The sequence below is a fragment of the Bacteroides graminisolvens genome (assembly GCF_963666085.1).
Taxonomy (GTDB): domain Bacteria; phylum Bacteroidota; class Bacteroidia; order Bacteroidales; family Bacteroidaceae; genus Bacteroides; species Bacteroides graminisolvens.
Map to the genome: position 1 here is coordinate 3,321,652 of NZ_OY762556.1, position 13,505 is coordinate 3,335,156.

At 45.5% G+C, this 13,505-nt stretch carries 9 protein-coding genes; 3 read left to right on the top strand and 6 right to left on the bottom strand.

The genetic code is table 11. From position 1 onward, the window contains the following. Window positions 1-86 precede the first annotated feature (86 nt). From ACKPCE_RS13965 to ACKPCE_RS13975, 3 genes are read left to right on the top strand one after another with little or no spacing between them, the layout of a single operon-like run. Window positions 87-1,112: an efflux RND transporter periplasmic adaptor subunit gene (locus ACKPCE_RS13965; protein WP_319505637.1), complete on the top strand. Its 1,026-nt coding sequence runs from the start codon at window positions 87-89 to the stop codon at window positions 1,110-1,112. Beyond that, a complete protein-coding gene (locus ACKPCE_RS13970) occupies window positions 1,109-4,207 on the top strand; it encodes an efflux RND transporter permease subunit (protein WP_319505638.1) in 3,099 nt (1,032 codons plus the stop codon). The genes ACKPCE_RS13965 and ACKPCE_RS13970 overlap by 4 nt, the downstream gene beginning before the upstream one ends. A 40-nt stretch (window positions 4,208-4,247) precedes the next feature. Continuing rightward, complete coding sequence (locus ACKPCE_RS13975) at window positions 4,248-5,516, top strand: TolC family protein (protein WP_319505639.1); 1,269 nt, start codon at window positions 4,248-4,250, stop codon at window positions 5,514-5,516. A 3-nt stretch (window positions 5,517-5,519) separates the two neighbouring features. Here the strand turns inward: ACKPCE_RS13975 and ACKPCE_RS13980 are convergent, their stop codons facing one another. The 6 genes from ACKPCE_RS13980 to ACKPCE_RS14005 form a co-directional block, all read right to left on the bottom strand. Then, on the bottom strand, window positions 5,520-6,392 hold the full coding sequence (locus ACKPCE_RS13980; RefSeq protein WP_319505640.1) for a helix-turn-helix domain-containing protein: 873 nt from the start codon (window positions 6,390-6,392) through the stop codon (window positions 5,520-5,522). A gap of 163 nt (window positions 6,393-6,555) precedes the next feature. After that, window positions 6,556-8,880 (bottom strand): TonB-dependent receptor, encoded by a 2,325-nt coding sequence (locus ACKPCE_RS13985; RefSeq protein WP_319505641.1) that lies wholly within the window; start codon window positions 8,878-8,880, stop codon window positions 6,556-6,558. A gap of 52 nt (window positions 8,881-8,932) precedes the next feature. Further along, on the bottom strand, window positions 8,933-9,277 hold the full coding sequence (locus ACKPCE_RS13990) for a DUF8478 family putative metalloprotein (protein ID WP_027318366.1): 345 nt from the start codon (window positions 9,275-9,277) through the stop codon (window positions 8,933-8,935). Between the two features lie 44 nt (window positions 9,278-9,321). Next, entirely contained in the window at window positions 9,322-9,807 is a 486-nt protein-coding gene (locus ACKPCE_RS13995; RefSeq protein WP_276994398.1) for a free L-methionine (R)-S-oxide reductase MsrC, read from the bottom strand. A gap of 12 nt (window positions 9,808-9,819) precedes the next feature. Then, window positions 9,820-11,559, bottom strand: coding sequence for a bifunctional metallophosphatase/5'-nucleotidase (locus tag ACKPCE_RS14000; protein WP_319505642.1), 1,740 nt, complete (start codon window positions 11,557-11,559; stop codon window positions 9,820-9,822). Between the two features lie 19 nt (window positions 11,560-11,578). After that, complete coding sequence (locus ACKPCE_RS14005) at window positions 11,579-13,498, bottom strand: sensor histidine kinase (RefSeq protein ID WP_319505643.1); 1,920 nt, start codon at window positions 13,496-13,498, stop codon at window positions 11,579-11,581. Window positions 13,499-13,505: the final 7 nt, after the last annotated feature.

Genomic DNA, 13,505 nt, shown 5'->3' on the forward strand with positions numbered 1-13,505 from the left:
TATAAAAATAAGGGCTTTTTTAGGATGTTAAATGGCACCATCTTTGCAGCAAACAAATTGCATAAAACTAAAGAATACAAATTATTATGAAATTAGCTGCGTATACAGGCATTTTCTTAAGTGCTCTGATCTGGATAAGTTGTTCAGGAAAAAAAGACGAAAATCAAGCAATACGGGCTGTACCCGTGAAAGTGGTCAAGGTGTCGGAATTATCCTACATTAACAGCCGAAACTATGTGGGAACGGTGGAAGCTGTTTCCTCCTCTTCACTCAGCTTTGAGGTGATGGGGAATGTAAGCAAAGTTTTCGTTACCGAAGGAGAAAATGTACAGAAAGGTAAACTGTTGGCAACGCTCGATAAGGCCACGTTGCAAAACTCATATAACGCATCTCTGGCCAGCTTGAAAGAGGCACAAGATGCATACAACCGTATGAAATCGCTCTACGACAACGGGAGTCTACCCGAAATGAAATGGGTAGAGGTACAAAGCAAGTTGCAACAGGCTGTAAGCATGGAACAAATTTCACGCAAGAGTTTGAAGGATGCCGGTTTGTATGCTCCTTTTAGTGGGGTTATTTCAAGCAAAAGCATTGAAGCGGGTATGAATGTCATGCCGGGTATTGAGGTAATGCAACTGGCAGACATCAGTACGGTAAACATTAAAATCGCAGTTCCCGAAAAGGAAATTTCCCGGGTAAACAAAGGGCAACAGGCTGAAGTGATGGTCGGTGCACTGGGCGATAAGTTGTTTACAGGTGTAGTGTCCGAGAAAGGTATTGCCGCCAATCCGCTGGCACATACTTATGAAGTCAAAATCAAATTGAACAATACCTCGCACGAGCTGATGCCGGGCATGGTGTGCAAAGTGGGTGTACACAGTCACGAAGCAGAGGCAGGCATTGTGTTGCCCAACCATACCGTACAGCTGCAACCCGATGGCAAGAAGTTTGTGTGGGTGGTTAAAGGGAATGCCGCTTCGCAACGCATGGTAAGCACCGGGGAACTGACAACCCAAGGGGTGGTAATCACTGCCGGACTACAACCGGGCGATGAAGTGATTGTTTCGGGAAATCAAAAGGTAAGTGAAGGAACTAAGATTGCAATCAAATGAAAAAGAAACCGGGTTTTATAGAATGGGCCATGAGGCACAGGCAGATTGTGATTCTAATCACTACGCTGATGGTGGGGTTCGGGGTGTACGGACTTTACATGATGCCCAAACAGGAATTCCCTTCGTTCACAGTAAGGCAGGGATTGGTAGTGGCGGTTTACCCGGGTGCTACATCGGACGAGATAGAGGAACAGGTTGCCAAACCGTTGGAAAACTTCATCTTCAGTTACAAAGAGGTGAAAAAACGGAAAACATACTCGCGTAGCCGAGACGGAATAGTCTTTATCAACGTAGAGCTAAACGACAATGTAAAGAACAAAGATGAGTTTTGGTCGAAGTTTAAACATGGAGTGGAACAGTTTAAAAGCAGTCTGCCAGCTGGAGTATTAGCCTTGCAGGTAAACGACGACTTCGGTGAAACAGCAGCCATCCTGATTACGCTGGAATCTGACCAAAAAACCTATCGGGAACTGGAACGTTACCTGGAAGGATTGGAAGATAAGCTGCGCACAGTAGATGCTGTAGCCAACCTGCGCCGTTACGGATTGCAGAAGGAACAAATCAGTGTGTATCTGGATCAAAAGAAGCTGAGCATGTATGGCATTGACAGTAATACCATGGGGCTGAACTTACTCACGCAGGGCTTCACCACCATGAGTGGTGAGGTGGATAATAAAGCGTATGTAGCACCCATTCACATTGCCAGATCATACAACCGTGACCGTGACATTGCTGAGCAAATTGTCTATTCTGATCCGTCGGGACATGTCATCCGATTGAAAGATGTAGCACGTATCACCAGAGAATATCCGGATCCAGACTCATACATCCGCAACAACGGTAAGAAGTGTATTTTACTGTCGATGGAGATGAGACAGGGCAACAACATTGTGCAAATGGGCAAGGAAGTGGATCAAATACTGGAGGCTTACAAACAATCACTGCCGCAAGAAGTAAAAATGTATAAGATTACAGATCAGGCACAGGTGGTGGGCGATTCGGTAAGTACATTCCTCAAGGAGTTGCTCATTGCCATTGTAGCCGTAATCTTGGTTGTCATGGCACTAATGCCTCTAAAGGTAGCCTCGGTAGCAGCATCTACCATTCCTATCTCCATATTTATCTCTCTGGGACTTTTTTATGCGTTTGGCATCGAGCTCAACACGGTAACACTGGCAGCGCTCATTGTAACGCTGGGTATGATTGTCGACAACTCCATTGTGATCATTGATGCATATCTGGAGAAAATTGGCGAAGGAGTATCTCGTTGGCATGCAGCCATAGCCAGTGCACGAGAGTTCCTGAAGTCTATCTTCTCAGCTACGCTGGCCATCAGTATTACGTTTGTACCTTTCTTACTCACTACCAAAGGCATGACAAATGACTTTCTACAGTCGTTTCCCTGGGCCATCAGCCTCATCTTGGGCATTTCGCTGCTGGTAGCCGTTCTGCTGGTACCGTTTATGCAGTATTATTTTATACGAAAGGGCCTGAAAACGGATGCTAAAAAGAACAAGAAAAGTTTTCTGGATATCATTCAAGCCAAATATGATCAGCTGCTGGATCTTTGTTTCCGCTGGCCCAAAACAACATTGGGGTTAGGAATGATTAGTGTAGTGTTGGGTGTGTTACTGTTCGGACAGCTACCCCAAAGACTGATGCCTATTGCAGAACGTAACCAATTTGCTATTGAGTTCTACTTGCCCGCCGGTACCGCCATAGAGCAAACAGCTGCTGTGGCCGACAGCATGGAAAGCATTCTCAGAAAGGATAAACGGGTGGTTTCGGTAACCTCCTTCATCGGTGAAGGTTCTCCCCGCTTCCACACCTCATACGCACCGCAACTACCTGGAAGTAACTTTGCACAGTTTATTGTGAATACGCAGGGCAACGAAGCCACAGTGGAACTACTCGATGAGTATGCCGATAAGTATACCGATTATTTCCCCAATGCCAGGTTGCGGTTTAAGCAACTCGACTATTCGGAAGCGACCAACCCGGTTGAGGTACGGATTAGCGGTGACAGCATTACCGATCTGAAAGCGGCTGCACAAGTCATCATGAAGCGTTTGAAGACTATGCCCGATTTGCGTATGGTACGAACTAACTTCGAAGATCCTCTGCCGGGGGTACGCATCCGGCTGGATGAAGACGAGGCAACCCGACTGGGTGTAAACCGTACCTTCTTGGCCATGAACATGGCAACCAACTTTGGCGACGGCATGGCACTCACTACGGTATGGGAAAAGGATTACCCGGTTAAAGTGGTACTCAAAACCGACAAGAACGGTAAGGAGGCCGACTACAGTGATGTGCCCGATGTGTACGTACCTGTTTGGGGAGGGGCATCATACGTGCCGCTCCGACAAGTAGCCAAGGTGGAGAGCGACTGGACCGAGGGGCAGATTGTAAGGCGAAACGGGGTGAGAACCATCTCGATAACAGCCGAAGTTGCCCGGAATGTAAACATAACAAGTGCCACGCAAGTGGTACAGAAAGCCATGAAAGAACTTTCGTTACCCGAAGGAACCACTCTTTCGTACGGCGGTGATCTGGAGTCGGATGCGGAAACATTACCTCAAATTCTTGGTGCTTTGGTTATTGCCATCGTGATCATCTTCTTTATTTTGTTGTTCCACTTCAGGCGCATCAACATGGCATTACTTATCATGGCAGCCATCACACTCACGCTACTCGGAGCAGCGCTCGGCATCTGGCTGGTTGGTGTGGATGTGAGTATAACTGCTGTGCTGGGTATCATCAGTTTGATGGGTATCTTGGTACGTAACGGCATCATCATGCTCGACTATGCCGAGGAGCTTCGACAAGTACATAAAATGAGTGTCTTCGATGCTGCTCTACAAGCAGGAAAACGACGCATGCGTCCCATTTTCCTCACATCGGCAGCTGCTTCTATGGGGGTAGTTCCCATGATCTTGGGAAAAAGCTCCATGTGGATGCCTATGGGTACGGTCATTTTCTTTGGAACACTGATTTCCATGGTATTAGTGGTAACGGTATTACCGGTAGCTTACTGGATGTTGTTCCGCAAAGCAGACCGCAAAGGAGTGCAACGTATGGCCGCTAACAGTTAATGACGTATATCGGCTTGGTTTAAAAATAAAATGAAATAAGATGAAACATCAAATCATAGGATTCTGTCTTTTCCTGATGGTATCCGTATCGGGAAGTGCACAGCAACCATATTCGCTGGCACAATGCAAGAAACTAGCGTTGGAGAACAACGCACGAATGAAGAATGCACGTTTGGAAGTAAGCAGCGCCCGACAAACAAAGGAAGAAGCGTTTACCAATTTCTTTCCTTCTTTGAGTGCCAGTGCACTGGGCTACAACGCTAACCAACCGCTTGTAGAAGCTAATTTAGGTGGTATGCCGCTAGCGCTACTAAAGAATGGCATTGTGGGCGACATTACCGTTACGCAGCCTTTGTTTGCCGGCGGACAAATTGTAAATGGTAACAAATTGGCTCAATTGGGTGTGGAAGTCAGTAGGTTCAAACAAGAACAGTCTGCAAAGGAAGTGCTGCTTACCACTGAGGTTTATTATTGGCAAATTATATCTTTAAACGAGAAGTTAAAGACACTTGCCATAGTAGAGCAATTAGTGAATAGCCTATACAAAGATGTAGATGCTGCTGTAAAGGCGGGAGTAAAGAACCGGAACGATTTGTTGCAAGTGCAGCTTCGTAAGAATAGTGTGGCTAGTGACCGCCTGCAACTGGAAAACGGATTGAAGCTAAGCCGGATGTTGCTGGGACAGTATGTGGGACTCAAAGCCGACAGTCTTAGTATTGAATCGGTCTCTTTCGATGAACCGGCCAGTCCGGAAAAGCTTCGCACAGATCACGGTGCAGCCTTGCTCACCACACCCGAGTATCAACTGCTGGCAAAGAATGTGGAGGCCAACCGCCTGCAACAAAAGATAACGGTAGGCAAGTACTTACCCACCGTGGGTATTGGCGCTAGTTATATGTACGATGATCTGATGGATAAGGACAACACCACTGCGATGGTGTTTGCCAAAGTGTCAGTACCCATATCCGACTGGTGGGGTGGTTCGCACGCCATCAAGAAACAGAAAATCCAAACCATGATGGCGCAAAACGAGCAGCGTAATAACTCCGACTTACTGCTCATTCAGATGCAAAAGCTGTGGAACGATGTGGAAGAGTCATACAAACAGGTAAAGCTGGCAGAAGAGTCGGTCGTTACGGCTACGGAAAATGTACGGTTGAACACCAATTACTATCAGGCAGGAACTACCACGCTGAGTGATTTGCTTGACTCGCAACTATTGTTGCAACAAAGCCGCAACCAGCACACCGATGCCTACACGCAATACCTGATCAAACAAACACAATACCTGCAAGCAACAGGCAGGTGATAGTTATTGCCTGCGGTATTCTTTAGGTGACATACCCGTGTGGTGTTTGAAATATTTGCCGAAAAACGACTGATTGGCGAAGTGCAAAGCTTCGGAGATTTCCTGAATACTTTTCTCCGACGAGCGCAACAGTGCTTTGGCTTCTAAGATAACGAAATCGTCGATCCATTCGCCGGCCGTTTTTCCGCTTATTTCCTTCACCACACGTGACAGGTGTTTGGAAGTCAGAAAAAGTTTATTGGCATAGTAATTCACGCTGCGCTCCTTGCGAAAGGTTTCTGAAAGCACGCGTAAGAACTGCTCAAAAACCTCTTCTTTGCGATTCTCCGTCACATCGATATGAGGTGTTTTATGACGATACAGGTTATAGAATTCATAAAACAGCGAGAGAATGATACCCTGACAAATCTCTTTCTTATAAAAATTATCGGCGTGTGCAGCTTTGCGGAAAAGCATGCTGTAATACTCCACCAGTACATGCATCTCTTCATCGGTAACGGTTATGTTGGGTTGATCTTTAAGGAAGAAGAAGAAAGAAAGCATGTCTTTCATCTGTGGGAAGATAGTATCCATGATAGGACGAGACACCACAATGAAGAGAGCGGAAAAGTCTTCACTAACCTCCAGACTCTGCAAAATCTGTTCGGGAAGAGTTACCAATACGCTCCCACCTTCCAGTAGATATTCTTTAAGATTGATACCCAACTTCCAGCTTCCATCCACACATACAATAAGGATGGCTGAATCCATACGCTCGGGTTTATCGCCCAGCTGTAGGGAGTTCAGATCATTAAACAGTGCAAAATCGTTATCTTTAACTTGTTCTTCCAGTGAATTACGTAACGTAGAAAAATCGATATGCGGTATTTTTGGCATAGAGTCATGTTATTTTTGCAAACATACACATTATTCGGGAAATAACAAGAAACTGCCCTCTCAAAGAATGTAAAATAAGAAAGCCACCGCAAACAGCCCGTCAGGAAACGGAACAGTAAGCGGTAGCTTTTATACGTGATCACACCCTTCAAAGGGGTACTTTTTAATTAAAAATTTTCACTCCAAAGAAGTAAGTGCGAGGTTGTGTAGGGCCATAGAAATAGCCTGCATCACGCAACACCCCCTTATCAAGGTCCTTCTGGAAACTATTGAATGCATTCTGTATGCCGGTATTGAACTGCATCTTCACCTTATCTTTCAACGTAACGGTGTAGTTCAGTTTGAGGTTCACAGTTATGAAGTCAGGACTTGTTTCCATGCGTGATTTCTCAATGTATCCTGCCATGTGGGGCACCTGCATTTCACCGGTGTACACGCCTGATAAAGAAAAATCAAAGTTCTTCAACGGCGCAGAGGTAAATGTGAAATAACCGTAGTAGTCAGGAGTACGGGTCATCTTCTTGGTGAACAGTGCTTCCTCGTCATCACCGGTCCATTGTTCCGCTGTTTTGTAACGGCTACGTTGTGCAGTAAAGCCCAACTGGAACTGTGCTTCCTTGCCGTGTGCCAACTTAGCATCCATATTAACCCCGTACACACGAGCACCTTTACCGTTACGACGTTCTTTGATTTTATCGCCGTTGGCATCCTTACCTATCTCTTCGAGTACAAATACGTGGTTAAGATCTGTATAAAAACCTTCGAGCAATAGATTAGCCTGCCAATGTCCCAAGTGAGCAGTCCAGTCGACCGACCCGCTGTAACTGTTAGAGCGCTCTTCGCGCAAGCCATCGGCCAATACAATCTTCACCCCTTCTCCACCTACGGCGGTAACGTGTAAATCTTCGTCATAAGCCTGCGGTGCACGGAATCCGGTAGAATAAGTCAAACGCGCCTGAAAATCTTCAACCGGCTTGTAAAGCAAGTTAACGCGCGGGCTAAAGATCACCTTATCAATCAGGTTATGCTTGTCTACACGAGCACCAGCCAGCAAAGTAAGAAGATTCATCTTCCACTCACTTTGAAGGAACCCACCTGCTATGCGCACCTTTTGTTTCATGTCGCGATGGTAACCGGTCATCACATCATGTAAGGCATTGTTTTGGTACTCAGCTCCGGCAGTCAGCGTAGCCGGTGAAAACAACAAACGATCCATGTTACTTACAAACATAGCACCTGCCACCCAGGTAAGATCATCTGTTTTACCGTAAGCATTGAGATCCTGCTGCGCACCGTAATAACTGTTGCGGTCAACATGCTGCACAGAACCGTAAACAGAAAGCTTCTGTTTGTACTCGTTAAAGAACTGGTCGTAACTCAGTCCGCCGCTATTAATAATATGCTTAGTTTGCTCGGTAATATCTGCTTCGTGCGGTTGATAGTCGAACTTATTACCTCCGCGACGAAACTCGTTGGTTGTGTGATATTCTAAGTTGATGCGGCTGTATTGCGACGGACGGTAATAGGTACGCAGTCCGAACGTATTCATGTTAAGCTTACCCAGTTCCGAAAATCCGTCACCGTCAGCATCATAAGGATTACGGTTGCGGTAAGCCTGATACAATGCAATGCCGTACGTGTTATCACTCGACACCAGTGATGCATTGGCACCCATGTACTGCTCCCACGACTTACCGTTCATGTTCGACATGGTGCTGGACACCTGGAACGAGTTACTAATAGGATCTTTCGTGATGATATTGACCGTTCCGCCCACAGCGTTAGCGCCAAACAAAGCCGAACCTCCACCGCGTACTACTTCCACACGTTCAATCATGTTCACCGGGATCTGTTCCAGTCCGTACACCCCTGAAAGCGCACTGACTACCGGACGGCTGTTTATCAATATCTGCGAGTAAGGACCTTCCAGACCGTTGATGCGCACTTGCGGGAAACCACAGTTCTGGCAGTTGTTCTCCACACGCAAACCCGACTGGTAATCGAGGCTCTTGGCTAAGTCGGTAGAGTTTACCATCTCAAACAACTTGGTACTCATCACGTTAACCACCACAGGAGCTTCCTTGCGGCTTACTTCGTTGCGATTGGCCGAAACCACCACTTCATCAGTTACAAAAGCCTCTTCACCCAAAGCAAAGTTAGTCTCCACAGGTTTCTCACTGTCGAGCACCACTTCTCTCTCTTCAGTGCGATACCCCATGGCCCGAACACGCAGCCGGTGACGACCCTTACCCACGTGGTTTATTTCAAACTCACCGTGTTCATTGGTTACCACTCCGCCATCCTGACCCACTATTTGTACGGTGGCATAGGGCAACTCTTCTTTGCTTCCTTTGACAATCACTTTGCCTTTAACAAGGCATTTACCTCTTCCGCGACCACGATCTTCCTTTACCGGATTATCGGGCGTAACGGCTAAAGCACTCATACCTGCACACAGCAGCATGAGCACAACAATAAATTGTTTCATTTATATTTTATTTCTTGTATACTAAACTAAATTTGACTAAAATACAACGGGATTATAGTACACAAAAAGGAGGAGCCCGGAAAGAGGGTATTTGAAAGAATGATTGTGAAACATGAGCTAATAACCTTTCCTGTTCCAAGGAAAATAATACCCGGAAGAAAGGTTTAAAGTCGTACGTAATATGATTTTCGAGGGTAACGGCATGAGACAAGCGGTCGATAACCACCAGTTCACTTTTGGTGTGCTTATGCTTGCCGTCGAAAGGGTGAGAGTGCGTTATCATCACCCCATTTACGTAGTGCACGTGGGTAAACATCGAAATGCTTGCCTGGTACACTGTAAACAGCGTAAGGAGGAAGAAGGGCAGTAATACCTTTTTAAACAACGTTGCTCTCATGTCCTTATTGTTTGAGAGCGCAAAGATATAACTTTTAAACCGAATTACTTTGTAACCTTTGCAACAATTTCATCGCAAAGATATTCCAGATACTTTTTGTCGGTTTCATCAAAGAATGCCAATGCCTCACTATCCACATCGAGCACACCCCACACCTTATCGTCAACCATAACGGGAACAACAATCTCCGATCGCGAAAGCGAGCTGCAAGCTATGTGACCGGGAAAAGCATCCACATCGGGAACCAGCTGCGTAACAGCCTCTTTCCAGGCAGTGCCGCACACCCCTTTTCCGTATCGGATACGGGTACAAGCCACCGGACCCTGAAACGGTCCCAGCACCAGCTGATCTTCTTTCACCTGATAAAAGCCCACCCAGAAAAAGTGGAACGTGCTTTTCAGCGCAGCACAAATATTGGCTAAATTAGCCGTCAGATCCGTTTCGCCATCAACCAATCCTTTTATCTGAGGAATGAGCGACTGATATTTCTCTTCTTTGCTGCCTTCTGTTATCTGTAAATCTTCTGCCATATCCGTACTTAATTATTCGCGGTTAAACAACAAACGTCCGTCTCTCTTGGCTGCCGGAACAGTCCACTCCTCGGGAATAAACTTCCATTGGTGCAAAGCTTTGGGTACAATCGTATCTTTTTCATCAATATACTGCATGAGGTAATACCGCAAATCTTTGTCTGTTGAACAGACCAGGCGCTTGGTTAAATCCTCCGCGGTGAGTCCGGCACCTTTGGTAAGCAATTCTCCTCCCCCGTTTCCACGGTACGAATTGAGTGCAACCTTATACATCTTATCCATGCTGAAAGGTTTACCGTTGGCCATGCTCACAATGGAAATCTTACTTCCTCTGGGCTTGGTAACATCTACCGTATAAATAATGCCGGCTGCCGAATCGAAGTTGAAACTGTAATTCTTAAAAGTACTCCGGTCATCGTGTCCGCTGAAATTGTCGTTCAGCCACAGTAAGTGATCCCAGGGAGACTTCATCTGATTCGTCCACCAGTAATAAGATTCTTCGAGGTAATTCTTAATCTCTTTACCCGAAAGCATCATGGTATAGAGCATGTTTTCATACTTGTACAAGTTAAACATATCACTGACACGAACATCCCCTTTATTAATCTTCGCATCGAAAGAGAGCGGTGCGGTAAAAGAGATTTCCGCTCCGGATATTTCAAGTTGCAGTTCATGTATGAGGTCAACGAAGGCCGAAGGACCCAAGTACGCCTCCCACGAACTAATGGTTTTCGTAAAGTAACCGATGCGTTTAGACACAAACTCATTCAAAGCAGTAAACTGCGGGTTGAACTTAGTCATAAAATCGGGGCAGGGAGTAAAAGCATTCATATCGGTAAGTTCCCCTTTCACCTCCATATCCCTGACACGACCATGTTTCACTTTCACCTTTACCGTAACATTGCTCACCAACTCAGCATTATTGGCCGGATCAATAATCAATACTGAATCACCTTTTACGTTAGCTATCTTTTTGCAATCGGCTATGTGATCGTGCCCAATCATCACGATATCAAAACCCGGCACGTTGCGTGCCACGTCAAGCGAAGCATTTTCCTTGTATTTGCCGCCAATCATCATCGACTCCTGTCCGGCGTGAAACAGACCGATCACAATGTCCGGACGCTCTTTATCGCGAATCACCTTCATCCATTTGCGGGCCGACTCCTCCATGTCGTCAAACCGCAATCCGTGCCAAAGGTTTTCGGAAAGCCAGGCAGGAATAGCCGGAGTGATAAGTCCCAATATCGCTATCTTAATCCCCGAACGTTTCATAATGGTATAAGGAGGAAGATAAGGTTCGCCGTCGGAAGTACGAATAATGTTGGCCCCCAACACAGGGAAATTGCACTCGTTAATCCAGCGGTCATATACATTATGTCCCGTTTCCACATCGTGATTTCCCATATTGCCTACATTATAACCCATGTAGTTCATCATGTCTGCACAAACATGAGTCGATACGGTGTCAATGTAGTTATAATAATACGAAGACGGCTGTCCCTGAAGAATGTCTCCGTTATCCATAAGAACCAGATTCTCACCGTAGTGCTGGCGTTCCTTCTTCACAAAAGCCGCCACACGTGCCATACTACCAATCCAGTCTTTCTGTAACGTAAAACTATATGGGAAGTAGTTTCCATGCACATCACTCGTTTGCACAAATTTCAGATCAATGACCTTTTCCTGCGCCTCCATAGTAGAGGCCGACAATAAGAAAGCCAATGAACCGACAATAACCTTTAACTTCATATTATTTTTGATTACTTATTTATTTAACGATAGGGTGAGTAAACACAAAACGTGCCCCTTTACTATAGGCAGGATCCACCCAAATTTCCCCTCCCCATTTTTGTATTATCAATTTGCAGATAGACAGACCCAGTCCGGTACCCTGAGCAAAGTCATTGAGTTTTATAAAACGTTCAAAGACAACCTGTTGTTTCTCCTGTGGAATGCCACAGCCGGTATCGGCTACGGCAAACTCAATGAACGACTCATTCACGCTGACCTCAAGCGTAATAGTTCCCTGCTTGGTAAACTTATCGGCATTAGAAAGCAGATTGAGGATAACCTGTTGCAAGTACTGTACTTCCACCTTAGCCACGTAACTCTCCAGAGAGGAAGCGAAACGGAAATGGTTTTCCGAGCTATCGGCAAAGTTCAGCGAAAGCAATAACTGCTTGCAAAATTCAACGACATCACACTCCTGATATTTAAACTCAACGTTCTCACTTTCCAAAGTAGACACCTCAATGATGTCATTAATCAGTTTAAGTAATAAGTCCGAATTGCGTTGAATGATACTCATGTATTGCTTTTGCTCCTCGGGTGTATACCCTCCGCCAAGCAATACTTCGGAGAAGCCGACTATAGCATTAAGTGGAGTACGTATTTCATGGCTGATGTTCGCCAGGAAAGATGATTTTAAGCGACTGACCTCTTCCGCAGCCTCTTTGGCAACACGCAACTCCTGTTCGGAAACCTCCAGAGAGTCTTTTAGTTTTTTGGTGCGCAGGAAGAACCAAAGCGAAACGATAAACCCGATAACTAAAAAAAGCAGGAATGCAACAAACGCCCAAAGATGGTATTTATATTGTTCGTACAACGTAAGCGGCTTATTGATATAACTATAATCGCTACCTTTCAACACATCAAGTGAAAGTTTCCTGTCATTGATACGAATGTAATCAAACATCGTCTTATTCTCAACAAAAGCTACTTCCAAATCGCATTTTTTGAACCTTTGCAAAACCTCAACTGCTTCGAGAGCAAGTGAACGGCCAAACGTAAAATACGCAGGCATGACCCCTCCCAACGCCCAACTGCCAAAACCGGCATTTGAGAGAGTAAACGCCGGAAGTTCAGGATTGGCATCCATCATCACATAAGAAGCATTGCGCATAAAAAACTCACCATGCTCATCAATTTTCCACGCTCCAATCAATAATACAGTATGGGGCGGAAGGCTGCGTAACTGGTCAACAATGGTATATAGCGTGTGATGACGACCATCGAGCTGAATCAACCGGAGATCTTCGTATTTGGTCATTTCCTGGCGAACGTATGCCTGAAGCGCCACCCCTCCGCAACTGTTATCTGATAGGAATGCTATGTTTTTCGTTTGAGGATATAATTTTTTGATTAGCGTGATATTCGCATCTACATCATAATTATACAGATACCCGCCACAGATAGGATAACGCACCTTACCATCGGACACATCAATGGAACGAGGTTCCCAGTTTGCCGCTTGGGTACTGTCAGTCGGCAGATCAACGATGCGACGACTCACCATGCCACATATCACCGGGATGTCTTTCAATAATGGATTTTCCTGAGATTGATAGGAGATAAAAGCCTCCTGCCCTACCAGAACTATGAGACGAGGACATAATGAATGAATATACTTATCGAGAATAGCCTGCATGCGTCCTTTCCACTTAGCCGATTCCTGAAAACTTTCACAGTTCATGTTTTCTATCACCACATTCTCAGTTCCTCCCAACCTCCTATATTCATCCATAAAATCTGATATGTTATTGGCAGTTTTTTGCGCATCGGCATTATAGGAATTGATGATCAGAATATCGGGACGAGCAACCGCCAAAACTGCACTCGCCGGAAAAACGAGTAAGAATACCAGAGCAAGCGATAGCAAATATTGCTTATTAATACTAAACTTTGCCATTAAAGAG